Raw genomic sequence first — 25,381 nt, 5'->3', positions numbered from 1 at the left:
CCCGCGACCAACCTGCCACGAAAATCAGCGTGGTTATCTGTGGAAAGTCCCATGACAGTCAACAAACGCATCGTTCTCTCCAGTGACCACGCAGCCATTGATTTGCGTCAGGCTGTTGCCGCCCATGTTGCGGCAAATGGCTGGGAAGTGGTGGACATCGGCCCTACCACTCCTGAAAGCACCCACTACCCCCTGCACGGCAAAGCTGCTGCACAGGCTGTGGCTTCGGGCGATTGCCAATTGGGAATCGTTCTGTGCGGCACCGGTCAAGGCATCATGATGGCCGCCAACAAAGTCCCCGGCATCCGTTGTGGTGTTTGTTCCGACGCGTTTTCGGCCCGGATGATCCGCCATCACAATGACGCAAACATGCTCTCCATCGGTGCGCGCGTTGTGGGTGAAGGTCAGGCGTTGGATATCGTCGATGCCTTTCTGACCGCCGAGTTTGAAGGCGGCCGTCACGCGACCCGTGTGGACATGATTGAGGGAAATGAGGCCTAGAGCAGCATTTCACGCCACTTCAGACCACCGCAATCCTGGCAACGCCCGCTTGCAGAGCTTTGTTGGACCGTGTCTGGAACACGTCAATGCATGTCGGCGATGCAACTTTATGAGCGACCTGTGCCTTAGCGCTACGAATGTTGTCAAACGTAGAAAAGTTCAGACGTCTCACACCCAATTATGTTGCGGCTCCTTTCTTGGCCTCGGCGCATCAATTGCGCTGACGTCAGACCAATTTTCAACACATTGCCCTGGCAAAAAACCTACAAGCACTAACTGATAGAGTTTCAGACCTCGACCCATGTCCAACACAAGCTTTCAAGACCGCATTCAACGCATCAACGCCAATAACCCTCAAGCAACCTCTGACCTTTCGCAAAAAGTAACAAAAGCTCCATCACTCCGACCAAATCACTGGAAGGTCCTTGTCGGCATACTGTTTTTGAGTGTCGGGCAACAAGCAGTAAAACAGGCGAACGAAAGTTACGAGGTTATAAAGCAAAGCTATGGGATCGGTGCCGCAGCCGGGCTGGGTGTTGCGGGGGTGTTCGCGTTAGTGGCTGGCTGTATCCTTATGTACCGCGGCATTTTGGCTGGTGACAAACAGCGGAACAAGGCGATCTCGGACGTCTCCGAAACGGGAGGGCGTCGAAAGCGTATTACGTCAAACAGGGCTCGGACCATATGTTCCATAGTAGGCTTCAGCTTTGGCGCCATTGCCACATTTTACCTTATTACAGGCAAAATCGCCCACTCGATGGATACCGAGAGTGCCCGAGAGTACGCCCTCGGGGCCAGCGTGATTATGATTGGTCTCCCTATGCTTTCTCTGCTCATAGGATTTATCGGACTTTTCGTGCGTGGTTTTGCCTTGGGCCGTGTTCCCGTATTTTGCGTGCTTGGAGCCGTCATAACGATTTGCGCCATAATTCTGAGCGGTGCTAATCCTTACGAGTGGAACTGGTTGTTTTCCAGACTACACTGATTATCCCGAAAAGCGCGTAGCATGTTTTTCAAACCACTTCCTGGCTCAGGCGTTGAATCAATCACGAGATATCCCAGTCATCCTCATGTGCGACCTCACCAATGGCCGTCCATGTCACCCGTATCCGGGCAATTCGCGTATCCGACCAGGTTCGGAATACGGTAACAAAGCCCTCAGGTGTAATGTCCGCAGTCGTCACCTCGGCACGTAGCGCCGAGGACGTGTCCACATCCCATAAAGACACGCCAATCTGAACCACCGGTGCGGTTCGAAATGGCTGACTGAAGAGGATCGCAGACCGCCGTTCGCGTGGCCCCTCGCCCGTCCACATATCGCCGCCATCAGCGAAATCGGAAAACAGCACTGACTCGCCTTGGTCGATACCAATAGGGTGGGTTCGAAAAGTCTTCATTGTTGATGTCTTTGTCTTTGTATTCCTTACACCTATCCTGCGGCCTCGGCAAAATCACGACAAAAAAACGGCCCCGCGCAGGCGGAGCCGTTATAAATCACAAGAATTGCCAGAGCCTTACAGGCTCATATGCGTTCCAAGGGCTTCCATGTCGGCCAGCAACTTGGCAGCGTCGTCAACGATGGACTGATCATCGCCTTCCTTCGCTGCCTCGTGCGACGCGCGTGCCTCGGCGATCAGATCGTCCAGGTGTGAGCGTGTCACTTCGGCAACCGGGATCGCCTTTTCGGCCAGAACCGACAGGCCATCGCCATTGATCTGAGCAAACCCACCGGTGACCAGGTATTCGCTGGACCCTTCAGGTGCTTCGACCTTCAGGATGCCCGGGCGCAGCGTGGTGATGGTGGGGGCATGATCGGGCATCGCCGTCATGTCCCCGTCCGCGCCGGGAATCTGGACCGCCGTCGCGCTGAGCGAAGCAAGGCTCCGCTCGGGGCTGACGAGGTCGAATTGCATCGTGTTTGCCATCAGGGATACTCCTTAGGCGGCTTCTGCGGCCATCTTTTCCGCTTTGGCGATCACTTCGTCGATGCCGCCAACCATCAGGAAGGCCGCTTCGGGCAGGTGATCGTATTCGCCAGCCACAACGGCCTTGAACGACGCGATGGTGACATCCAGAGGAACCTGAACGCCAGGGCTACCGGTGAAGACCTGCGCCACGTCGAACGGCTGCGACATGAAGCGTTCGATCTTACGGGCACGGGCCACGGTCAGTTTGTCCTCTTCCGACAGCTCGTCCATGCCAAGGATGGCGATGATGTCCTGCAGCGACTTGTAGCGCTGAAGGATCTGCTGAACATCGGTCGCAACCTGATAATGCTCTTCGCCAACGATGGCCGGGTCGAGCAGACGCGAAGTCGAGTCGAGCGGGTCAACCGCAGGGTAGATACCCTTTTCCGAGATCGCACGGTTAAGAACGGTAGTCGCATCCAAGTGAGCGAACGAGGTTGCCGGCGCAGGGTCGGTAAGGTCGTCCGCAGGCACGTAGATCGCCTGCACCGAGGTGATCGAGCCCGACTTGGTCGAGGTGATGCGTTCCTGCAGGGCACCCATGTCAGTGGCCAGTGTCGGCTGGTAGCCCACCGCCGAAGGAATACGACCCAGCAGAGCCGAAACCTCGGAACCCGCCTGCGTAAAGCGGAAGATGTTGTCGACGAAGAACAGAACGTCGGTACCGGACTGGTCGCGGAACTGCTCGGCCAGGGTCAGGCCGGTCAGAGCAACACGCGCACGCGCTCCGGGAGGTTCGTTCATCTGACCGTAAACCAGGGCCACCTGCGATTCCGACAGGTTGTCCGGCTTGATAACATTCGATTCGATCATCTCGTGGTACAGGTCGTTCCCTTCACGGGTCCGTTCACCAACACCCGCGAACACCGAAAAGCCCGAGTGCACTTTTGCGATGTTGTTGATCAGTTCCATGATCAGAACGGTTTTACCAACGCCAGCGCCGCCGAACAGGCCGATCTTACCGCCTTTGGCGTAAGGGGCCAGCAGGTCCACAACCTTGATGCCGGTGACCAGAACTTCCGACTCGGTCGACTGTTCTGCGAAGGTCGGTGCAGGCTGGTGGATGGCGCGGGATTCGGTTGCCTCAACCGGGCCCTTTTCGTCGATGGGATCGCCAACAACGTTCAGGATGCGGCCCAGGGTGGCGTTACCAACCGGAACCGAGATCGGCGCGCCCATGTCGGTCACTTCAGCACCACGAACCAGACCTTCGGTCGCGTCCATCGCGATGGTGCGGACAGTGTTTTCACCCAGGTGCTGGGCAACTTCCAGTACCAGACGCTTGCCGTTGTTTTCGGTTTCCAGCGCGTTCAGAATTTCAGGCAGCTGATCTTCGAAGTGCACGTCGACGACGGCCCCGATGATCTGTGTGACTTTGCCTTTTGCATTCGCCATATTGTTGTCTCCGGTTTTCTTACAGCGCTTCGGCGCCGGAAATAATTTCAATCAGCTCGTTGGTGATCACGGCCTGACGCGAGCGGTTGAATTGGATCGTCAACTTGTCGATCATCTCACCCGCGTTGCGTGTCGCGTTGTCCATTGCGGACATCCGTGCACCCTGTTCAGACGCTCCGTTTTCGAGCAGGGCCGAGAAGATCGCGGTTGCAACCCCCTTGGGCAGCAGGTCGGCCAAGATGGCCTCTTCGCTGGGCTCGTAGTCGAAAACAGCACCGCTATCGTCACCCTCGGTTTCCTCGAACGAGGCGGGGATGACCTGCTGTGCCGTCGGGATTTGGGTCACAACGTTGACGAACTTCGAATAGAAGATCGTGGCAACGTCGAACTCACCCCCGTCAAAGCGCGACAGGACGTCCTTCGCGATGTCTTGCGCATTGGTGTAACCCAGACGCTTGACCTCGCTCAGGTCGATATGTCCAACGAACAGATCGCCAAAATCACGCTTGAGCGCGTCGCGGCCTTTTTTGCCGACGGTCAGAACTTTGATCGTCTTGCCTTTGGCGCGCAGCTCGTCCGCCTTTTGGCGGGCCAGCTTGGCGATGTTCGAGTTGAAGCCGCCGCACAGGCCGCGTTCAGCTGTCATGACGACCAGCAGATGGACATCATCACTGCCCGTACCACGGAGCAGCTTGGGGGCGCTGTCGCTGCCCCCGACCGAAGCCGCCAGCCCCGCCATCACGGCATTGAACCGTTCGGCATAGGGGCGCGAGGCTTCAGCTGATTCCTGGGCGCGGCGCAGTTTTGCAGCCGCGACCATCTGCATGGCCTTGGTGATCTTGCGGGTCGATTTGACCGACTCGATCCTGTTTTTAAGGTCCTTAAGATTTGGCATATGCCCGCCTCTCCCTTAAGCGAAGGTTGCGGCGTATTCGTCCAGCGCAGCCTTGATCTTATCGGAAGCGTCACCCTTGATCTTGGGATCTTCGTCCGTGATCCACTGAAGCAGATCCGCGTGCTTGCCACGCAGGTGCGCCAGCAGGCCAGCTTCGTAACGGCCAACATCGGACACGTCGATCTTGTCGAGGTAACCGTTGGTACCGGCGAAGATGACGCAGACGATTTCAGCATTGGTCAGCGGCGAGTACTGCGGCTGTTTCATAAGCTCGGTCAGACGCGCACCACGGTTCAACAGCTGCTGGGTCGCGGCGTCCAGGTCGGAACCAAACTGAGCAAACGCAGCCATTTCACGGTACTGAGCCAGTTCCAGTTTAACCGGACCGGCAACCGACTTCATCGAGTTGGTCTGAGCCGAAGAGCCCACACGCGAAACCGACAGACCGGTGTTCACAGCAGGGCGGATACCCTGGTAGAACAGTTCGGTTTCCAGGAATATCTGGCCGTCGGTGATCGAAATCACGTTGGTCGGAATAAACGCCGAAACGTCACCACCCTGAGTTTCGATGACCGGCAGAGCAGTCAGCGAGCCCGCACCGAAATCCTCGTTCAGCTTGGCCGAACGCTCCAGCAGGCGCGAGTGGAGGTAGAAAACGTCGCCAGGATAGGCTTCACGTCCGGGCGGGCGGCGCAGCAGCAGCGACATCTGACGATAGGACACAGCCTGTTTAGACAAGTCATCATAGATGATCAGCGCGTGACGGCCATTGTCTCGGAAGTATTCGGCCATCGCGGTTGCAGCGTAGGGTGCCAGGAACTGCATCGGAGCCGGGTCGGACGCGGTTGCGGCCACAACGATCGAGTATTCAATCGCACCGGATTCTTCCAGCTTCTTCACCAGCTGCGCAACGGTCGAACGCTTTTGACCGATGGCAACGTAAACGCAGTACAGTTTCTTCGACTCGTCGTCGCCTGCTGCGTCATTGTACACTTTCTGGTTCAGGATCGCGTCCAGAGCAACAGCAGTTTTACCGGTCTGACGGTCACCAATGATCAGCTCACGCTGGCCACGGCCAATCGGGATCATCGCGTCAACCGATTTCAGGCCGGTTGCCATCGGCTCGTGAACCGACTTACGCGGGATGATGCCTGGTGCCTTAACGTCTGCAACGCCACGCTTGGTTGCGTTGATCGGGCCTTTGCCGTCCAGCGGGTTGCCCAGACCGTCAACAACACGGCCCAGCAGCTCGTCACCGATCGGAACATCCACGATCGAGTTGGTGCGCTTGACGGTGTCACCTTCTTTAATGTCACGGTCGGAACCGAAGATAACGACACCGACGTTGTCGCTTTCCAGGTTCAGCGCCATGCCCATGATGCCACCGGGGAATTCAACCATCTCACCGGCTTGTACGTTGTCCAGGCCGTATACACGGGCAATCCCGTCACCGACGCTTAGCACGCGGCCGATTTCGGCCACTTCGGCTTCCTGACCAAAATTCTTGATCTGGTCCTTCAGGATTGCAGAAATCTCTGCAGCTTGGATTCCCATTTATCCGACCTCTTTCATTGCATTCTGTAGGGAGTTCAGCTTCGAACGGATCGAGCTATCGATCATTTTCGAGCCCACTTTAACGACAAGACCGCCGATGAGGCTTTCATCAACGGTCGCATTGATTGTCACGGTCTTGCCCACACGCTCGGACAGCGTCTTGGACAGTTTATCCAGTTGCGTCTTGGTCAACGCCTTGGCCGAGGCGACATCGGCGGTCACTTCGCCGCGTTCGTCTGCCAGCATGTCGCGCAGTACCTGCACCAGTTGCGGAATAACAAACAGGCGGCGCTTTTCGGCCATCAGACCCAGCGTGTTGCGCAGGATGGTATGCAGACCCATCTTGTCGGCAATCGCGGTAATCGCTGCTTCCTGTTCGGCGCGGGATACCAGCGGCGATGCAATCAGGTCGCGCAAGTCGGCGCTTTCGCCCAAAGCTGCTGCCAAATCGTTGATGCCGGTTTCCAGACCTGCAAGGTCATTATTCTCTTTGGCGATCTCAAAGATCGCGGTGGCATAGCGTTCAGCAATGCCAGTGGAAATCGAAGCTGGTTCGGACACGTCCACCCTTCCGATATTTGAGGCCCCGATTTTGAGTAGCGGCCGCTACCACGGGGGCGTGAGGAAACCCCGCCCAGACGGCCGGGGATCAAAATCACCGGGGATGTAGCAGAGCCGAACCAAGCTAGCAATATATTATCACGGCAAGCACTTTATCCACAAAATGTTTTGTTTCAATTACTTACGAAGGGTGCGACCCTTTTATCCGGCTGGAAGGCAGGAAAAATGTTACGAAAGTGTAGGTTTTTGCGATTCCTGTGACCTATTTCCCGCAAATTCGGGCTTTGAAACGTCCCAAATCGACACAAGAATTATGCTGGCTTCAACAGTCCATCTAGCGCCTTGATCGGGCGACGTTCGGTATCTTTTGTGACGGTGCCGCTGGGGGGGCGGATGTGCTTGGTGACCTCTACCATCAGCACGCCCCCTGCCATCACCGTTGGCATGCGCTGACCGGTTTTTTCGATCAGACTGCCCGATTTCAACCAGAACCGGCGAAACGAAGGCGGCATATACAGGGCCGAGCAGTGGCCTTCGGGAATGAAGTGATGCGCCTTGAGCTGGCTTTCCAACTGCGACGCCGAATACGGGCGCCCGAATCCAAAGGGCGTTCGATCTGATCGCGACCACAGCCCGGCCCGGTTCGGCACAATGAAAATCGCGCGCCCGCCTGGTCCGAGAACCCGCCAGCATTCGTTCAGCAATTCGCTGGGCTGGCCTGAGGTCTCCAACCCGTGCATCACGACCAATTTGTCCACGTGCCCGGTTTCAATGGGCCAGAGTGTTTCTTCGGTCAGCACAGAGACATTGGGCATCCCGGCAGGCCAGGGCATGACCCCCTGCGGCCCTGGCATCAAGCCGATGACACGACGCGCTTCTGCCAGATATGGCCGCAAAAGTGGCACCGCGAAGCCAAAGCCTACTACGGTCTGACCTTTGGCTTCGGGCCACAACTGCGTCAGCCGTCCACGAATAGCGGCCTGCGCCGCACGGCCCAATGTGCTGCGGTAGTAGAAATTCCTCAGATCCTGCACATCAAGATGCATTGCGGACACCTGGTCAATCGGCTTAGCTGGACGCAGTCTAGCAACGAAAGGGCAAAAGGCCATGCCTCTTGAGATCGTAACCATCCCATGTCTCAGCGATAATTATGCTTTTCTGGCGCATGACGCCACCAGTGGCCAGACCGCCCTGATTGATGCGCCCGAAGCAGGACCGATTCTGGCAGAACTGGACGCCCGCGGCTGGACGCTAAGTCACGTGTTGCTGACCCATCATCATTGGGATCACGTCGACGGGCTGACCGGTATTCTGGAAAGACACCACGCCAAAGTCATTGGTGCCAGTGCCGACGCCCACCGCCTGCCCCCACTGCATCTGCAAGTGGCCGAGGGCGACTCGTTCCAGATTGGTGACGAACCGGTGCAGGTATTGGATGTGTCAGGCCACACGGTTGGTCATATTGCATTCTACATGCCGCAAAGCGCTGCCGTTTTTACCGCAGACAGCCTGATGGCCCTGGGCTGCGGCCGCCTGTTCGAAGGTACCGCGCCGCAGATGTGGCAATCTCTTTCCAAGTTGGCCGCACTGCCCGACGAAACAATCGTCTATTCGGGCCACGAATATACGCAATCCAACGCCAAATTCGCCATTTCGGTCGATCCAGGCAATGCCGCACTGCAGCAACGCATTGCGGATATCGACACCGCCCGCGCCGCCGGAAAACCTACGGTTCCCTCGAGCCTGGCGCTGGAAAAGGCCACAAACCCGTTCTTGCGTGCCACTGATGCGTCGATTCAGGCCAATCTGGGTATGGAAAACGCCGAACCGACGGCTGTATTTGCCGAAATCAGGGCTAGAAAAGACCGCTTCTAATGCTTATTTCGCGCTCTTCACGGCCACGGTCACAGGAAATGTGACTGTCAAGTGAAAGAAAACCCTTGAAGCCGGGCCACGATCAACCAAACTCTATTAGTATGAGGACATGGTTGAACCGGGGCCACATCCTGCCCCTTTCGACCCAAGACAGAGGAGCACCCGCGTGCCTTCATTCTCGAGCACTTTAGAACAAGCCATCCACGCGGCCCTTGCGGCTGCGAATGAACGGCGACATGAATTTGCAACGCTGGAACATCTGCTGCTGGCGCTGCTGGAAGAACCCGATGCCATCCGCGTCATGAAAGCCTGCAGCGTCGATCTGGAAGAATTGCGCAGCACTTTGGTCGAATTCATCGACGAAGACCTGTCTAATCTGGTCACCGACATTGATGGGTCCGAGGCCGTACCAACCGCCGCTTTCCAGCGCGTGATTCAGCGCGCCGCGATCCACGTGCAAAGTTCGGGCCGCACCGAAGTGACCGGAGCCAACGTTCTGGTCGCCATCTTTGCTGAACGCGAAAGCAACGCAGCCTATTTCCTGCAAGAACAGGACATGACGCGCTATGACGCGGTGAATTTCATCGCACACGGCGTAGCCAAAGATCCGGCATATGGCGAAAACCGCTCGGTTTCCGGCGCGGATCAGGTCGAGGAAGAGGCTCAATCCAGCACCACTGATGGTGATCAGAAAGAAAGCGCGCTGGGGAAATATTGCATCGATCTGAACGCCAAGTCGCGTGCAGGCGATGTCGACCCCCTGATCGGTCGCGCCGACGAGGTGGAACGCTGCATTCAGGTGCTATGCCGTCGCCGCAAGAACAACCCGCTGCTGGTGGGTGACCCGGGCGTGGGCAAAACCGCCATTGCCGAGGGTCTGGCCCACAAGATCGTGGGCGGCGAAGCCCCTGATGTGCTGTCGAACACCACCATTTATTCGCTGGATATGGGCGCGCTGCTTGCGGGCACCCGCTATCGCGGTGATTTCGAGGAACGGCTGAAAGCAGTCGTGACGGAATTGGAAGATCACCCCGACGCTGTGCTGTTTATTGACGAGATTCACACCGTGATCGGTGCCGGTGCGACTTCGGGTGGCGCGATGGATGCGTCGAACCTGCTGAAACCTGCCCTGCAGGGCGGCAAGCTGCGCACCATGGGCTCGACCACTTATAAAGAGTTCCGTCAACATTTCGAAAAAGACCGCGCGCTCAGCCGCCGGTTCCAGAAGATCGACGTGAATGAACCTTCGGTCGAAGACAGCGTAAAAATCCTGCGCGGTCTGAAACCCTATTTTGAGAAGCATCACGAGATCAAGTACACTGCGGATGCGATCAAAACCGCCGTAGAACTGTCGGCGCGCTATATCAACGACCGCAAACTGCCAGATAAGGCCATCGACGTGATCGATGAGGCCGGTGCCGCACAGCATCTGGTCGCAGAAAGCAAACGCCGCAAGACCATCGGTGTGAAAGAGATCGAGGCCGTCGTTGCCAAGATCGCGCGCATTCCGCCCAAAAACGTCACCAAGGACGATGCGGAGGTTCTGAAAGATCTGGAAACTTCGTTGAAACGGGTGGTGTTTGGTCAGGACGAAGCTATCGAGGCGCTTGCCAGCGCAATCAAGTTGGCCCGCGCTGGTCTGCGCGAGCCTGAAAAGCCCATCGGCAACTATCTCTTCGCTGGTCCAACCGGTGTGGGTAAGACCGAAGTGGCCAAACAGTTGGCAGATACGCTGGGCGTGGAACTGCTGCGCTTTGACATGTCGGAATATATGGAGAAACACGCGGTCTCCCGTCTGATCGGTGCCCCTCCGGGTTATGTCGGGTTCGATCAGGGTGGTCTGCTGACCGACGGCGTGGATCAGCATCCGCATTGCGTGCTGCTGCTGGATGAGATCGAAAAGGCCCACCCGGACGTGTTCAACATCCTTTTGCAGGTGATGGACCACGGTGAGCTGACCGATCACAACGGCCGCACGGTGAATTTCCGCAACGTGGTTCTGATCATGACGTCGAACGCGGGTGCGCAGGAACAGGCCAAGGCCGCCATTGGCTTTGCCCGTGACCGCCGCGAGGGCGAGGATACCGCTGCGATCGAACGTATGTTCACGCCGGAATTCCGCAACCGTCTCGACGCCGTGATCTCATTCGCACCTCTGCCGAAAGAGGTCATCCTGCAAGTGGTCGAGAAATTCGTCCTGCAGCTTGAGGCGCAATTGCTGGATCGCAATGTGACCATCGACCTGACGCCCAAAGCCGCCGAATGGCTGGCCGACAAGGGCTATGACGACAAGATGGGTGCGCGTCCTCTGGGCCGCGTGATCCAGGAACACATCAAGAAGCCTCTGGCCGAGGAGTTGCTGTTCGGCAAGCTGGCCAAGGGTGGTGTGGTTCGTGTCTCGGTCAAGAAGGGCGAGTTGAACCTGGAAATCTTCGGCCCCGGTCAGCCGCGCATTCCGGGGGACAAGCCACCGCTGCTGACCGCAGATTGATTGCATCGTGATACAGAAAGAAACCCGCCTTCAATGGCGGGTTTTTTTTATGTTTATTTGGTGCGCTGTGGATGCGGGCTGTGAAAATACTCTGATCGACGGCGCCGTGAAGCCCGATAGGCCGACAGAAAGACTTGAGCATAACGCAGCCCGTCGAAACTCTGAGACAAAGCGGACACCAACGCGATTCCAACGTCCCTGGCTTTGCGAATGCGCCCGGCCCTGGTTTGCACAAAGTATTCGAGATCAATGAAACGAATTTGCTGCCCGTCCCAGCACATATCCCGAAAAGCCGGGCGCCCGTGGGCTAGGTCGATTGAATGCAAGCGTGCCAACGCTTGCCCCGCCGCATAACATGCCTTTTCTTTATCCCCAGCGGTCAAAGAGTTAGACTTGCAGATGTCAGTCAGACTGGCGCCAGCATCTTCAAGCACAAAGTAGCCCGTACCTTCGGTCACAATTGCCGGGACTGGCACACCGCTGTGCCACAGGAAATGATGTGAACACCGGTCCCGGTCGAACGCCATATTCGGAGTTCCCTTTACCAGCCAAAGCAGAGGCGCAGACCGCTCAATGCGCTTCATCCAAAACGGGGTTCCTTTTAAGGTCTCAAACCGGGCCACACGCCGATAAGGTGCTTGCAGGGCCTCATCAACCGCGCTTTGCAATTCAACTGCCAATTTGTTCAAATCCGTACCTGCTCAACCTATGGTGCAGATATAGGGGCATCACACTCGCCTTTCACCCAGTGCGAGCTAAAATTGCGGCGGATCGAAGCCACTTTCGTCTGCCTGAAAAAACCCATTGTAGCGATTTAACGCTCAGTCAATTTCAACTCGATCCTGCGGTTCTGGGCGCGGGCTTCGGGGGTATCGGCGGGATTGACAGGCTGGAACTCACCAAACCCGTTGGCGGCCAGCCGGTTCGGCGGGATACCCAGCGCTTCGACCATGTATCGCACCACCGAAAGCGCTCGGCCCTGGCTGAGTTCCCAATTGTCGCGATACCGGCCCGTCCCGGCCAGAGGTACGTTGTCCGTGTGGCCATCGACACGGATGACCCAGTTGAGACCCTCGGGAATTTCCGCCGCTACACTGCGCAGGATATTGGCCACCTTGGCGACCTCTTGCCGCCCGACCGGCGACAGCGTAGCTGATCCTGTGTCGAACAGCACCTCGGATGAGAAAACGAACCTGTCTCCTTCGATCCGCACGCCTTCTTCATCGCCTAGGACATCGCGCAAACGACCGAAGAATTCAGAACGGTAACGCTGCAGGTCCTCGGCCTGTGCGGCTAGCTCTTCGGCCTCGGCCTCAAGGCGAACGCGCTCGGCCTCTTCCAGCAGTCGGCGGCGACGTTCTTCCGAGGCGGCCCGCGCCAACGCTGCATTCAAGTCCTGTCCCAAGGTCTGGATACGGATATCGGCGGCCGCATTGCGCTCCTGATAGTCGTCCAGCAACGCCTGCAACCCACCCAATTGTTCGCGCAGTGCCGCCATTTGCTGATTGAGCAATGCCGTTTCGCGCTGCGCTTTTTCCGAAATCGCCTGCTCATTCGACAGCGAATCACGCGCAACGGCCAGCAAGGCCGCGCGTTCTTCGGCCAATGTGCGTTGTTCCTGCGCTTCAGCCTGAGCCTCGGTTCGAGCTGCCAAAGCCGCCTCAAGCTGGGCTCGCAATTCTTCTGCGTTCAAGGCCCCAAACTGCCGTTCCAATTCGGCTTTTGCAGCCTGTGCAGCGGCCAACAGTGTCAAGGTCTCTTCAGCCTCTTTCCGCTGCGCTTCCAGCGCCAAGGTCATGGCCGTCAGTTCAGCATCCGCGTTCAGCAATCGGTTGCGCAGATTTTCGGCGGCGGCGGCCTCAGCCAGCTTGGCAGCCTCTTCGGTGCTCAGTTGTTCTTCTAGCTCAGAAATCCGCGTGGACTGCGCCGCATCGCTTTGTTCCAGATCAGCAACCAAGGCTTCCAGCGCCTCGCGTTGCGCTGCGGCCAGACGCGCGGCTTCGGTCTGTTCATCGACCTCAGCGCGGCTTTGCGCCAAGGCCAGATTCAACGCGCCCTGTTCATCAACCAACTCGGCGATTTGACCCTGTGCGCGCTCTTGCTCGACCAGCAGAGCCGCGACCTGAGCCTCAAAATCGGTCAGTTGGATCTGCGCTTGCACCAGTTCGTTCTCGACCTGCGACAAAGTCGAGTTCAACACACCCAACCGCGCTTGCAACCGGCTGTTTTCCCGTTCTTCCAGCCCCAACGCTCCGGCCAGCGCCGCAACCTCATCCGACAAGGCGGTCAGTTCGTCCTCTTGCCCGGAAATAGTCTCACGCAGCACAAACTGCACGACCATGAAGATCGTCAGCACAAACGTCAGCACCATCAAAAGTCCGGTGATCGCATCCACAAAACCGGGCCAGACCGAACCCTGGAACCGTTGACCTGTGCGTCGGGACAGGGCCATGGATTACTCTCCTTCCGGAGCAGTACGCACGGCGCCTCGGGGTAAGGTCAGGGCTTTGACCAGCAATTCGATATCCTTGCGCAACTCGCTCATGCTTTCCTGACGGCCAGCCGAGATTTCTTCGAGAATACGAAGCAACTGCACATCCATCGAGCGCAGGCGCATACGGCTTTCGGCGTCTATCCCGTCTCCAGCGCCCTGTTCGCGCATGTGATCCAGCAGGGCGTCCTGCCCAAGCGCAACCCGTTCCAAGGCAGCTGTCACGCCCTCGGTATCGGACTGTCGCACGTTCATTTCGCCGATCGAATCCGCCAATTGGCCCAGTTTGGACGACACCGCAGCGCGATCAGCCTCTTGCGCTGAAAACAGATCCTGCAGTGCGTTCATCTGTTCGGACATGGCATCCAATACTGGCGTCAGAACCGCCAGTTCAGCGCCACCTTCATCGCTGGCCCCGAAGCCAACGCGGGTGATCGAGGATAACCATTCCTCAAGCTCGCGGTAGAACCGGTTCTGTCCATGGCCCGCAAACAATTCCAGCAGACCAACGATCAGCGAGCCAGCCAGACCCAACAACGAAGACCCGAAAGCCACGCCCATGCCCTGCAGCTGCGATTCTAGCCCGACCATAAGGCGGTTGAATACGGCCAGCCCCTCTTCACCTTCCTGCGGGTTAAGGCTGCGGATTGTGTCCACGATGGCGGGAACCGTGGTGGCCAGCCCGAAGAACGTGCCCAAAAGACCCAGATAGATTAGGACGTTGGTGATATAACGGGTGATCTCACGTTCTTCCTCGACCCGTTCTGCGACTGAATCCAGAATGGACCGTGTCGAGGTTGAGCTGATCTGAGACCGCGCGCCCCGTTCGCGGAGCAGGGATGCCAACGGTGCCAGCAATTGCGGTGTGCGTGCATCTTCGCGCACAACACCGCCCACAAACGCCTCGATCCATCGGACAGAGCCGATCAGTTGGGTCACCTGAAAGAAACAGGCGAAAACACCGATGATGAACACCAGGATGATAAAGCCGTTCAGGTATGGGTTGGCTTCAATCACCGGCATCACATAGGGCAAGGCCATAAATACGCCCAACCCGGCCAGACCTATTGCGACCAACATCATCACAATCTGTCGAATGGGATGCGAGAAATGAGGTCTCGCGCCCTGATGTGCCTGCGCCATGCGCGTGGTCCCCGGTTTTTGCCTGCTCTGCGCTGAATCTAGCGAACTTATACCGGTGACGCCAAGGGTTTATGCGGTGATATCACGCACACGTTGCGCCAACCACTCAAGATCGGGGTCGCGCAGGTCGATCTCGGCCAAATGTTCGGCGGTGTTATAGAGGTATTCGGTGTTTGGCCCCCGCCCGCCGACCGCATGGGCGATTATCTGGGCCTGCTCTTCCAGAGGGATACCGCCGCAATACTGCACATGATGGGCGTCGATCACGTAAGTCACGGCATTCACAACCTCGCCGCTGTCCAGGTGCAGGTCCAGCATCTTCTCGACATAGGCCGACGAGATCAGCTCGCGCTCGCGCAATTCATGCAGGGTGCGGTCTTCGTGTCCTGCCTCAACCGCCAGAGCCAGCCCCTTGCAATTGGCGTCGGCCTGTTCGTCCAGCGCCAGAACCAGACCAGGATGGTCTTCAGTACCGCGATGGTGGATCGAGCTCATGCAAAAGGACCGCGCATAACCGTTCAGTGTGGCGCGTTCGCTGCGGGCCACCGGAAAGCCCGGATTCCACAGCAGCGATCCATATCCGAAAACCCACATCGTCATAGCACTGGTCCTTGCCCGTTTGCGTCTATAAACATCAATTCCGAGGTGGGAAAAAGGGCGAACTGCCATGCGCGGTCTGATACGGGTAATCATTTTCATCGCTGTAATCTGGAGCGTCTATTGGTTCGTCGCCGGCTTCGGCCTGCGCAACGCGATCACCACATGGTTTGACAAACAGCAGGAACAGGGCTGGCAGGCTGATTTTTCAGACGTTGAAACTGCCGGGTATCCTCTGAACCACATGACGCGCCTGAATAACCCGGCGCTGGCCGATCCGGTCAATGGCACCGCCTGGAGCGCGGACTGGATCGAATTCCAAAGCCCGGCAATCTGGCCTGGTCGACAAGTGCTGCGATTTGCCGACACGCCGCAGCGTCTGTCCTATTTCGATCAGACCGCAACCATTCAGGCCACCGACCTGCAGGCCGAACTGGAACTGCAACCCGGCGTGGCGCTTATGTTGGAAAAGATGGCGTTGACCGCCGGGCCGTGGTCGATCACCGATGATTCCGAAGCTTTGGCCGGGGGCAACACATTGGCACTTGTGATGGAACAGACCGCCACCCCCGAGGCATATGTGATCAGCGCGCAGGCAGACGGCTTCACCCCCGGCGATGACCTGCGCGAACTGATGCGTTCGGCCACTACCCTGCCGCAAGCGTTTGAAACGCTGGAGCTGGACCTGACGGCCACTTTCGACAAGGCATGGGATCGATCCGCGCTGGAACAAAGCAGACCGCAACCGGTTAAGCTGGACTTGCGCCTGGCTGAAATGAAATGGGGCGCGCTGCGCCTGTTCGCAACCGGAGAGCTGGACGTAGACCCGCAGGGCATTCCCACCGGAGAAATCGCGATCCGGGCCGAAAACTGGCGCGACATGATCGCCATGGCCAATGCAGCGGGCGCCCTGCCCGATCAGGCGGTGGACCCTGTGACAACGACTCTGAACTTTCTGGCCGGGCTTGGCGGCAACCCCAATGCGTTGGACGTGCAGCTGAATTTCCGCGATGGGTTTGTCGCCATGGGCCCAATCCCTTTGGGCCCGGCACCGCGTCTGATCCTGCGTTAACGGCAGTACGGCCCGCGACGATGGCGTGCCGTATCCAGGTGGAAATGATCGCGATGGTACCGGTCCGCATTCGGCCCCAGAACCGTACCAAACGGGCCGCACGCCCCGCGCCAGACTTTGGTCAGTTGACGTTTTGACGGGTTCTTTCGCCATCCGTTCAGAACGGTCACGACCTCTCCGTCTGCCATCTTAAAACCAGAAATGTCGATTGCCCGGCCTTTGCCATGCTCCGAAATTCTGGCCCCTTTTTGATTGTTTCGGGTCCGACAGGCGTAATGGGCAGCAATCTGAAGCTCGGCCACCGGACCGCGCCGTTTGAAGGTGGGTTTGACCGTTTTGTCGACCCATTTGTTCAACGCTATCGCCGTCCCACAATCCATCGTCGACGGGCGGCTGAGCACCACACCTGAAACCGAGGTGATTTGCACAGCATCCTTGATGCCGCAGGCCTTGATACGACCGGGCACATTTCCGACAGGCTTGCCCTGAATAGCGATATCCCCACAGACCGAAGTTTTGCGCAGTTTGCGTTTCTTGAACAACGCCTCCTGTTCCAATTCCTTGGGCCGTAGATACGGCATCAACGAGGTATCCGGCCCCAGCAACGGCAATTCCGAGGGGCGCGCTGCCACGGCTAAGACCTGCGGCGACTCAGGGCGCAATACAGGCCGTGTCTTCACATTGGGCAACGGGCTGGCAAAAGCCAGAACAGCGGTCGTTGCGGGCCGCGCCATAGGAGCGAGCGACTGTTCAGGAGGCGCCGCGTTGGACACTGTGGCGCAGACCGCCAAATATCCAATCGCAAGGAACCTCCAGCCGCGTTTCATGGGTTCGCCTTTCCCCGTCCGAAATCAGGCGCATCCGTATCCTGCCCCGCATCGATAATCCCACGCCGGATCGCGCGGGTACGAGTGAAATAGTCAAACAGATGTTCGCCATCGCCGGTGCGAATAGCACGTTGCAGCGCAAAAAGCTCCTCGGTAAAGCGCCCGAGGATTTCCAGGGTCGCGTCTTTGTTGGTTAGGAACACATCGCGCCACATGGTCGGGTCCGACGCCGCGATGCGGGTGAAGTCCCGAAAACCAGCGGCCGAATACTTAATGACCTCGCTATCGGTGACGCGGCGCAGATCGTCTGCAACCCCCACCATCGTATAGGCAATCAGGTGCGGCGCATGTGAGGTCACGGCCAGAACCAGATCGTGGTGGTCCGCGTCCATCTCATCCACATTCGCGCCCATTCCTTCCCAAAGCGCACGCAAACGGGCGATGGCGTCCGGGTCCGAACCTTCAACCGGCACCAGCAAGCTCCAGCGATTATCGAACAGTTCGGCAAACCCGGATTCGGGGCCGGAATGCTCAGTCCCTGCCAGCGGGTGCGCCGGTATGAAATGCACTCCTTCGGGAATATGGGGCGAGACCGCCTCTATCACGTGCCGCTTGACCGAGCCCACATCGGTCACTGTCGCGCCCGGTTTCAGGAGCGGTGCGATTTCTTGCGCGACCGTCCCCATTGCGCCGACGGGTACGCAAAGCACTACCAAATCCGCACCCTCAACCGCCTCTTGCACCGTGTCACAGACGCGGTCGCACAGGCCTATCCGACGGGCAGTATCGCGTGTGGCCTCGGACCGGGCATAGCCGGTGACCTCACCCGCAAGGCCCGCGCGTTTGATGGCCCAGAACATGGACGACGCAATCAGGCCCAGCCCGATCAGTGCGACGCGGTCGTATACCTGGCTCATGCGGCGCCCCCTTTGAATGCGGTGATGGCCGCAACGACACGGCGGCATGCCTCTTCATCGCCCACGGTAATCCGCAAGGCGTTGGGCAGGTTGTAACCCGCCACACGGCGCACGATCAAACCCTGCGTCTTGAGGTAATCGTCACAGGCCTCGGCCTCGGCCTGATCGGTGAAACGGGCCAGTATGAAATTGGTGCAAGACGGGTCTGTAGGCACGCCAATCTTGGCAAGTTCTTCCGAAAGCCAAACGCGCAGCCGGGCGTTTTCGCCGTGACAGAAGGTCAGGTAGTCGTCGTCTTTCACCGCCGCTTCGGCCGCAGCCAACGCGGTCAGAGACAGGTTGAACGGCTGGCGCACACGATTCAGCACGTCGATGATCGATTGCGCGGCAAAGCCCCAACCGACCCGCATCCCGCCCAGCCCGTAGATCTTGGAAAACGTACGTGTCATGATGACGTTTTCGAACCGATCCACTAAAGACGCACCACCATCGAACCCATCGACGAATTCTGCATAGGCTCCGTCAATGACCAACAGACAGCTTTGCGGCAAAGCTTCGGCCAACCGCACAAGGTCCGCCTCGCCGATCATAGTCGAGGTCGGATTGCCCGGATTGGTGACAAACACGATGCGCGTTTGCTCGGTAACCGCGGAAAGGATGTTGTCCACATCCACGTGACGATCCCGTTCCGCCACCATGACCGGCGTTGCCCCGGCCATACGGGCGATAATCGGGTACATGGAAAACCCGTGCTCGGTGTAAATGACCTCATCCCCCGGCCCGGCATAGGCTTGCGCCACGAATTGCAGCACCTCGTCACTGCCCACACCGCAGATGATCCGCGCGGGGTCCAGCGCGTGACGTTCCCCGATCGCGGCACGCAGGCTAGCGTGGTCGGTGCTGGGATAACGATGCAAGGTCACGGCACTGTCGCGCACCGCCTCAATCGCCTTGGGGCTGGGCCCGAACGGGTTTTCGTTAGAGCTGAGCTTGATCACATGCTCGACCCCGGCCACATGCGACTGGCCGCCCTGATACAGCGCGATGTCCATAATGCCGGGTTGAGGGGTGATCTTGGTCATAAGAGGCTCCGTTAATTGGAGCCTCTCATACCCGTCTCAACGCGTTGAGAAAAGCGGCAATTCCGTCACGCCGCTTTGAAGCGGGCCGTTGCCGGGTCAGCGTTGTAGAATGGTACGAACTCTTCGGTCCGGTGGGACAGGTCATTAACACTGTCGATGATGAACTGAACGGTCTCTTCGCTCATCAAATACGAGAAGTTCAGCCGCACCCAGCCGGGTTTCTTCATCTCTTCCCCCGCGGACAGGGCCGCGTGCAATTCATCCGAGGTTGCGCGGTCGATCCCCAGAAGACGGTGCGCATATGGCCCCGCACAGGCACAGCCGCCGCGCGCCTGAATGCCATAAATATCGCTAAGCATCCGGGTGAACAGTTGCTGATGAACAGGCTGGCCAGAGTTATCCCGCACAAGGAAGGAATAGATCGGCAGGCGATGCGGGTTATCGACGCCCAGCAAGGTCAGGTTCGGGTTGTCACCCCACCCGTCCAGCGCCATACGGTTAAATTGCGCCTCTTTTTCGGCGATCTCATCAGTGCCGACAACATCCTTGACGATAAAAGCCAGCGCCGCGCGGATGTCTCCGACCACGTTGGGTGTTCCGGCCTCTTCGCGCGTGGCCAGGTCCTCGCTGTAGTCGTGCCGCCAGGGCGAAACAAAACTGACCGTGCCACCACCGGGCCAACTGGGGCATGTGCGGCGCACGGCGGTCTGATTGACGATCAGAACACCCGACGCGCCCGGCCCGCCCGGAAACTTATGCGGAGACACAACGATAGCATCCTTGCGCGCATCCTCTGGCCCCATGTCCATCGGCAGATAAGGACCACCGCCTGCGTAATCCCAGACCGAAACGGCGCCATGCGCCTTGAGCAGTCGGGTGATCGGATCCGGGTCGGTAATGATTCCGGTTACATTCGACGCAGCCGAAAACGACCCGATGATCAGATCCGATGCAGCATTGTCGATCAGAACCTGCTCCAGCGCCGCCAGATCAACCCCACCTTCAATAGCTTCAGGAATCTCGATCACCTGTGCCTTGCTTTCACGCCACGGCAAAATGTTCGAATGATGCTCGTACGGCCCAATCAAAACGACCGGCCGGTCAGCCGCATCCACACCCAACAAGCTGACCAGCCGGTTCAGACCCGCAGTAGCGCCGGACCCGGTGAATATCACCGCGTCTTCTCCCCTCGCGCCAACGATGCGGGCAATCTCTGCACGCGCCTCGCGGCGCAACCGAGTCATGTATGAACCGCAATAGGAGGCCTCGGTGTGGCTGTTGGCATAAAAAGGCAGCACCTGTTCGGTGACAAAATCCTCAACCTGCCGCAGCGCACGGCCCGAAGCGACGTAATCCGCATAAACCAGCGGCACGTCCCCATGCAGACCCGGGATCAGAACGTTCTCTCCGATCAGCCCGTCGCGCAGGCTTGAATTGCGAGTGGTGGACAGGATGTCTGCGCGAAATTTGGACAGGGTCATGGCATAGTCTCCGTATTGCCCTACCAATGTGATTGCTTTTGCCTGAGTAAACTTCACCGTTCTTTTGATAGATTTTTAAAAATTTGTGTCATATGATCAGGAATGGCGGAAAAAATAGATCAAATTGATAAACGCATCCTGCGTGAGCTGCAAACAGACGCGACCTTGTCCCAACGCGAACTGGCCGATCGGGTCGGGCTGTCGCAGAACGCCTGTTGGCGGCGGTTGAAGGCACTGAATGAGGATGGCGTGATCACCGGCTCAACTGCACGGATTGCCCGCGAGAAGTTGGGGCTAAGCCTTGTGGTTTTTGTTATGCTGCGCACCCGGCATCACTCGGCCGACTGGTTGCAAGCATTTCGCAGCCACGTACTGACCATCCCCGAAGTGGTGGATTTCCACCGGATTGGTGGCGACTATGACTATCAATTGAAGGTCGTGACCGAGGACATGGCGTCATATGACAAGGTCTATCAGCGCCTGATCGAAAAAGTCGAGCTGGACAGCGTGACCTCGTATTTCGCGATGGAAGCAATCGCCGAAGGTCGCCCCTTGCCGATCTGATCCGCTTTTTCATCTGGCCAAAAATACCTCGAGGGAGTCGCGCATCGACTGGGGCAGAGCCCCTACAAACAAAAAAAGACCGCGCTGAAAGCGCGGCCCTTTAAATTTTGCGTCTCGGCGAAGATTAGTTCTTCGCGTAGAATTCGACGACCAGGTTCGGCTCCATCATGACCGGGTACGGCACATCGCCCAGACCCGGTGCGCGCACGAAAGTCGCGGTCATTTTCGAGTGGTCTGCGTCGATGTAGTCAGGCACATCACGCTCGGCCAAAGCAACAGCCTCCAGAACAACAGCCAGTTGCTTGGACTTGTCACGCACTTCGATTACGTCGCCTTCTTTGACGCGGTAGCTGGGGATGTTGACCCGCTTGCCGTTCACTTTGACGTGTCCGTGGTTCACGAACTGACGTGCAGCAAACACGGTCGGCACGAACTTGGCGCGGTAAACAACAGCGTCCAGACGGCGCTCCAGCAGACCGATCAGGTTTTCACCAGTATCACCGTTCACACGGACGGCTTCTGCGTAGATGCGGCGGAACTGTTTCTCGGTCAGGTCGCCATAGTAGCCTTTCAGCTTCTGCTTGGCGCGCAGCTGCAGACCGAAGTCCGACAGTTTACCCTTGCGGCGCTGACCGTGCTGGCCGGGGCCGTATTCGCGGCGGTTGACCGGGGATTTCGGACGACCCCAGATGTTTTCGCCCATCCGGCGGTCGATTTTGTGCTTGGCAGACGTGCGTTTGGTCACGGCTGATCTCCTTCTTAAGGTCGAGGTCCAGACGGACCACTATGAAGGGCGTTGTCCTCTTGAGGTTTCCCCCATGACAGGCATCCCCTTGCGGGGGCCACCAACACCAATGAAGCCGCGCTTATATCCGCGAAACCGGCAGAGTCAACACACCATGCCATGCTACATTGGAATTTCCATTGAATTCGAGGTTTACCTGCGGATCAGTCAGCTCTGCGTCCGACAGAAACCGCCCTCTGCTGATCTTGATCATCCAGGACCGGAGTGGATCGGGATGGGAACGCTATGACAGTCTCATCCATCCCGGTTGCTTCGTTCCCTTGGCCCGCAGATTCGGCGAATTCACTAATCCAGAAATCCTGATCCCGCTCTGGGCAATCCCCTTCGAAGACCAGCATCGGGGCTGATTCGCCAGCAACTGGGAACAACGCCGCTGTGAAAGTTTGCGCACCGTTGGTCAACACAAGCAGGCCACTCGCTTCCTCTGAAAGGTTTTGAACATGCACGCAATGGCTCAGCGTCGCTAAGTCGGAACCAATGTCTTCGGCTCCTTCCAGCATCTGCACAGAGGAATTCTTCAAAAATCGTGCCTGTCCGCGCCACGACCAGGCAGCTCCGACGCTCAAAAAGGACAAGGGCGCTGCCTCAAGTCCATCGATTTCCGTTTGCCTCCAAAAAATGGCTATACGACCGCTTTGTCCGGTTCTCATATTACCGCCTGTACCCTTAAACCCATCACTGCGTACTGGGCTACCCTTATCAACGTAAATTAAGGCGGAAAAGAGACGTTAATGTAATGTTAACGAAATTGTGGCCTTTGAGATTCAACTATTGACTTCTGGCGGGGTATTTTCCCGCCAGAATCGATCAACTTTTGTTGATTTAGGATTTCTAACTCAGCCACACTTGGAATGCCCACAACTGCGGCAGGTCATGCAACCTTCGATCATCACCATATCGAATTGACCACAGGACGGGCAGGCTTTGCCGCGTGGCGCATCCATATTGACCACCTGCGCCTGAGGGTCGGATTTCAGCCCCATGCCTTCCCCTTCAAGAAAGCCGATATTGATCAGGTGCTGCTCGATCACGCCACCAATCGCGGCCAGGATCGACGGGATGTATTTGCCCTGAACCCAGGCTCCGCCGCGCGGGTCAAACACAGCCTTCAACTCTTCGACCACAAAGGACACATCCCCGCCCCGCCGGAACACAGCCGAGATCATCCGGGTTAGCGCCAGCGTCCAAGCGTAGTGTTCCATGTTCTTCGAGTTGATGAACACCTCGAACGGGCGACGCCGACCGCCGATGACAATGTCATTGATGGTCAGATAGATCGCGTGCTCGCTATCGGGCCACTTCAGTTTATAGGTCGACCCCTCCAACGCCTGCGGACGATCCAAAGGCTCGGACATGTACACGACTTCGCCTCCATCGACCTCATGCGGCGCAGCGGCGCTTTCGCCCGGCGCAGTGTCGGCACTTTCCGAAACGGTCAGCACCGACCCGGTCACGTCATTCGGTCGATAGGTGGTGCAGCCTTTGCACCCCTGATCCCACGCCTGCATGTAAACATCCTTGAACGCGTCAAAGCTGATGTCCTCGGGGCAGTTGATCGTCTTGGAAATCGAACTGTCGATCCATTTCTGCGCCGCGGCCTGCATCTTGACGTGATCGGACGGTGGTAGCGTCTGCGCATTGACGAAATAGTCGGGCAATTCCGCGTCCCCGAACTTGTCACGCCACATCTGCACGGCATAGTCCACCACCTCTTCCTCGGTGCGCGAGCCGTCTTTCTGCAGAACTTTGCGCGTATAGGCATAAGCAAAGACCGGCTCGATTCCCGATGACACGTTCCCGGCGTAAAGGGAAATCGTCCCCGTGGGCGCAATCGAGGTCAGCAATGCATTGCGGATGCCATGTTCACGGATCGCATCGCGCACATCCTCGTCCATTTGCTGCATCGTGCCGCTGGCCAGGAATTTCTCGGCATCGAACAGGGGGAACGCCCCTTTTTCCTTCGCCAAATCCACCGACGCCAGATACGCGGTGCGGGCGATCGCGTGCAGCCAGCGCTCGGTCTGACGCGCCGCCTCGTCCGAGCCATAGCGCAGGCCCTTCATCAACAATGCATCGGCCAGACCTGTCACACCCAGCCCGATGCGGCGTTTGGCTTGCGCTTCGGCCGCCTGCTCCGGCAGCGGGAATTTCGACGCGTCGACCACATTGTCCATCATGCGTACGGCGGTGGCGACCAGATCCTGCAATGCGGCCTCATCCAGGTGTGCCGCATCCTCGAAAGGTTCAGCTACCAATCGCGCAAGGTTGATCGAGCCCAGCAGACACGCGCCATATGGCGGCAGGGGCTGTTCACCACATGGGTTGGTGGCGGCGATGGTTTCCACATAGCTCAGGTTGTTGGCCTGGTTGATGCGGTCGATGAAGATCACGCCCGGCTCGGCATAGTCATAGGTGGCCTGCATGATCTTGTTCCACAGATCGCGCGCCTGAACGGTGTGATAGACCTTGTCGCCAAAGACCAGATCCCACGGGCCGTCGGCTTTGACGGCTTCCATGAAGGGGTCGGTCACCAGCACCGACATATTAAACATGCGCAGGCGGGCCGGGTCGGATTTGGCTGTGATGAACTGTTCGATATCCGGGTGATCGCAGCGCATGGTTGCCATCATCGCCCCACGACGCGAGCCCGCCGACATGATAGTGCGGCACATCGCGTCCCACACATCCATGAACGACAACGGCCCCGAGGCATCGGCGGCAACCCCATGCACATCAGCCCCACGCGGGCGGATGGTCGAGAAATCATAGCCGATCCCCCCGCCCTGTTGCATGGTCAACGCAGCCTCTTTCAGCATGTCAAAGATACCGCCCATGCTGTCGGGAACGGTTCCCATGACAAAACAGTTGAACAGGGTCACCTGCCGTGCAGTACCTGCGCCCGCAGTGATACGACCTGCGGGCAGGTATTTGAAATCTTCCAGCGCTTCAAAGAACTTATCTTCCCAATGCCCCTGATCTTTTTCCACTCGTGCCAAATCGCGGGCAATGCGCCGCCAGCTGTCTTCGACAGTCTGGTCGATCGGTGTGCCATCCGCCTGTTTGAAGCGGTATTTCATGTCCCAGATCTGCTCGGCGATGGGGGCGGCAAAGCGGCTCATTGGTGATTCCCTGTACTGAAAGAGGTATCCAGACTATCCTAAAT

General features: G+C 58.0%; 24 protein-coding genes. 6 read left to right on the top strand and 18 right to left on the bottom strand.

The features are described from left to right. Positions 1–51: 51 nt before the first annotated feature. Together rpiB and ACR0B0_RS00320 are read left to right on the top strand one after the other, a co-directional pair. Positions 52–501, top strand: coding sequence for a ribose 5-phosphate isomerase B (gene rpiB, locus ACR0B0_RS00325; RefSeq protein ID WP_170347824.1), 450 nt, complete (start codon positions 52–54; stop codon positions 499–501). 301 nt (positions 502–802) lie between these two features. Beyond that, positions 803–1,486 carry a hypothetical protein gene (locus ACR0B0_RS00320; protein ID WP_480645993.1) on the top strand — a complete coding sequence of 228 codons (684 nt, stop codon included), beginning with the start codon at positions 803–805 and terminating at the stop codon, positions 1,484–1,486. Between the two features lie 61 nt (positions 1,487–1,547). Here the strand turns inward: ACR0B0_RS00320 and ACR0B0_RS00315 are convergent, their stop codons facing one another. The 7 genes from ACR0B0_RS00315 to ACR0B0_RS00285 form a co-directional block, all read right to left on the bottom strand. Continuing rightward, complete coding sequence (locus tag ACR0B0_RS00315) at positions 1,548–1,898, bottom strand: H-type lectin domain-containing protein (RefSeq protein ID WP_170347822.1); 351 nt, start codon at positions 1,896–1,898, stop codon at positions 1,548–1,550. 117 nt (positions 1,899–2,015) lie between these two features. Further along, positions 2,016–2,426 carry a F0F1 ATP synthase subunit epsilon gene (locus ACR0B0_RS00310; protein WP_058280015.1) on the bottom strand — a complete coding sequence of 137 codons (411 nt, stop codon included), beginning with the start codon at positions 2,424–2,426 and terminating at the stop codon, positions 2,016–2,018. A gap of 12 nt (positions 2,427–2,438) precedes the next feature. Next, positions 2,439–3,863, bottom strand: a complete 1,425-nt coding sequence (gene atpD, locus ACR0B0_RS00305; RefSeq protein WP_170347820.1) for a F0F1 ATP synthase subunit beta — start codon at positions 3,861–3,863, stop codon at positions 2,439–2,441. Between the two features lie 19 nt (positions 3,864–3,882). Continuing rightward, the gene (locus tag ACR0B0_RS00300) at positions 3,883–4,758 is read right to left on the bottom strand and encodes a F0F1 ATP synthase subunit gamma (protein ID WP_058280013.1); all 876 of its coding nucleotides are present in this window, start codon (positions 4,756–4,758) and stop codon (positions 3,883–3,885) included. Positions 4,759–4,773: 15 nt separating this feature from the next. After that, complete coding sequence (gene atpA, locus ACR0B0_RS00295) at positions 4,774–6,312, bottom strand: F0F1 ATP synthase subunit alpha (protein WP_170347819.1); 1,539 nt, start codon at positions 6,310–6,312, stop codon at positions 4,774–4,776. Next, positions 6,313–6,873 carry a F0F1 ATP synthase subunit delta gene (locus ACR0B0_RS00290; protein WP_170347818.1) on the bottom strand — a complete coding sequence of 187 codons (561 nt, stop codon included), beginning with the start codon at positions 6,871–6,873 and terminating at the stop codon, positions 6,313–6,315. A gap of 311 nt (positions 6,874–7,184) precedes the next feature. Continuing rightward, positions 7,185–7,919 carry a class I SAM-dependent methyltransferase gene (locus ACR0B0_RS00285; protein WP_170347817.1) on the bottom strand — a complete coding sequence of 245 codons (735 nt, stop codon included), beginning with the start codon at positions 7,917–7,919 and terminating at the stop codon, positions 7,185–7,187. Between the two features lie 61 nt (positions 7,920–7,980). Between ACR0B0_RS00285 and gloB the strand changes: the two genes are divergently transcribed. Both gloB and clpA read left to right on the top strand, forming a co-directional pair. Next, positions 7,981–8,748: a hydroxyacylglutathione hydrolase gene (gloB, locus tag ACR0B0_RS00280; RefSeq protein WP_170347816.1), complete on the top strand. Its 768-nt coding sequence runs from the start codon at positions 7,981–7,983 to the stop codon at positions 8,746–8,748. 166 nt (positions 8,749–8,914) lie between these two features. Next, positions 8,915–11,239, top strand: a complete 2,325-nt coding sequence (gene clpA / locus ACR0B0_RS00275; RefSeq protein ID WP_480645991.1) for an ATP-dependent Clp protease ATP-binding subunit ClpA — start codon at positions 8,915–8,917, stop codon at positions 11,237–11,239. Positions 11,240–11,292: 53 nt separating this feature from the next. On the opposite strand, the gene ACR0B0_RS00270 is transcribed toward clpA, so the two are convergent. The 4 genes from ACR0B0_RS00270 to ACR0B0_RS00255 all read right to left on the bottom strand — a co-directional run bounded on the left by ACR0B0_RS00270 (position 11,293) and on the right by ACR0B0_RS00255 (position 15,473). After that, positions 11,293–11,823: a phosphotransferase gene (locus ACR0B0_RS00270; RefSeq protein WP_170347814.1), complete on the bottom strand. Its 531-nt coding sequence runs from the start codon at positions 11,821–11,823 to the stop codon at positions 11,293–11,295. 230 nt (positions 11,824–12,053) lie between these two features. Next, positions 12,054–13,691, bottom strand: coding sequence for a peptidoglycan -binding protein (locus ACR0B0_RS00265; protein WP_480645989.1), 1,638 nt, complete (start codon positions 13,689–13,691; stop codon positions 12,054–12,056). A 3-nt stretch (positions 13,692–13,694) separates the two neighbouring features. Beyond that, positions 13,695–14,873: a biopolymer transporter ExbB gene (locus tag ACR0B0_RS00260; protein ID WP_170347812.1), complete on the bottom strand. Its 1,179-nt coding sequence runs from the start codon at positions 14,871–14,873 to the stop codon at positions 13,695–13,697. Between the two features lie 69 nt (positions 14,874–14,942). Continuing rightward, positions 14,943–15,473, bottom strand: coding sequence for a gamma-glutamylcyclotransferase (locus ACR0B0_RS00255; RefSeq protein WP_170374217.1), 531 nt, complete (start codon positions 15,471–15,473; stop codon positions 14,943–14,945). Positions 15,474–15,540: 67 nt separating this feature from the next. Here ACR0B0_RS00255 and ACR0B0_RS00250 point away from each other — a divergent pair, with 67 nt between their 5' ends. Further along, positions 15,541–16,542, top strand: coding sequence for a DUF2125 domain-containing protein (locus ACR0B0_RS00250; protein ID WP_480645986.1), 1,002 nt, complete (start codon positions 15,541–15,543; stop codon positions 16,540–16,542). Here the strand turns inward: ACR0B0_RS00250 and ACR0B0_RS00245 are convergent. The 4 genes from ACR0B0_RS00245 to ACR0B0_RS00230 all read right to left on the bottom strand — a co-directional run bounded on the left by ACR0B0_RS00245 (position 16,539) and on the right by ACR0B0_RS00230 (position 20,849). Beyond that, positions 16,539–17,369, bottom strand: a complete 831-nt coding sequence (locus ACR0B0_RS00245; RefSeq protein ID WP_480645984.1) for an extensin-like domain-containing protein — start codon at positions 17,367–17,369, stop codon at positions 16,539–16,541. The two genes, ACR0B0_RS00250 and ACR0B0_RS00245, sit on opposite strands and share 4 nt — an antisense overlap. Then, positions 17,366–18,286, bottom strand: coding sequence for a prephenate/arogenate dehydrogenase family protein (locus ACR0B0_RS00240; RefSeq protein ID WP_170374211.1), 921 nt, complete (start codon positions 18,284–18,286; stop codon positions 17,366–17,368). Before ACR0B0_RS00240 ends, ACR0B0_RS00245 begins: the two co-directional genes overlap by 4 nt. Next, on the bottom strand, positions 18,283–19,368 hold the full coding sequence (gene hisC / locus ACR0B0_RS00235; RefSeq protein ID WP_480645982.1) for a histidinol-phosphate transaminase: 1,086 nt from the start codon (positions 19,366–19,368) through the stop codon (positions 18,283–18,285). Before hisC ends, ACR0B0_RS00240 begins: the two co-directional genes overlap by 4 nt. A 65-nt stretch (positions 19,369–19,433) precedes the next feature. Continuing rightward, on the bottom strand, positions 19,434–20,849 hold the full coding sequence (locus tag ACR0B0_RS00230; protein ID WP_170408960.1) for an aminotransferase class V-fold PLP-dependent enzyme: 1,416 nt from the start codon (positions 20,847–20,849) through the stop codon (positions 19,434–19,436). 102 nt (positions 20,850–20,951) lie between these two features. Between ACR0B0_RS00230 and ACR0B0_RS00225 the strand changes: the two genes are divergently transcribed. Beyond that, a complete protein-coding gene (locus ACR0B0_RS00225; RefSeq protein WP_170347805.1) occupies positions 20,952–21,413 on the top strand; it encodes an Lrp/AsnC family transcriptional regulator in 462 nt (153 codons plus the stop codon). 124 nt (positions 21,414–21,537) lie between these two features. On the opposite strand, the gene rpsD is transcribed toward ACR0B0_RS00225, so the two are convergent. From rpsD to ACR0B0_RS00210, 3 genes are all read right to left on the bottom strand, one after another. Further along, positions 21,538–22,158 carry a 30S ribosomal protein S4 gene (gene rpsD / locus ACR0B0_RS00220; RefSeq protein ID WP_170347804.1) on the bottom strand — a complete coding sequence of 207 codons (621 nt, stop codon included), beginning with the start codon at positions 22,156–22,158 and terminating at the stop codon, positions 21,538–21,540. A 203-nt stretch (positions 22,159–22,361) separates the two neighbouring features. Next, positions 22,362–22,739 (bottom strand): hypothetical protein, encoded by a 378-nt coding sequence (locus ACR0B0_RS00215; protein ID WP_170374202.1) that lies wholly within the window; start codon positions 22,737–22,739, stop codon positions 22,362–22,364. 315 nt (positions 22,740–23,054) lie between these two features. Next, entirely contained in the window at positions 23,055–25,337 is a 2,283-nt protein-coding gene (locus ACR0B0_RS00210; protein ID WP_480645979.1) for an adenosylcobalamin-dependent ribonucleoside-diphosphate reductase, read from the bottom strand. Positions 25,338–25,381: the final 44 nt, after the last annotated feature.

The sequence above is a fragment of the Ruegeria sp. BA12 genome, from assembly GCF_056539625.1.
Note: the sequence above shows the minus strand (reverse complement) of the source record. Positions and strands in the feature narration are given on the sequence as shown.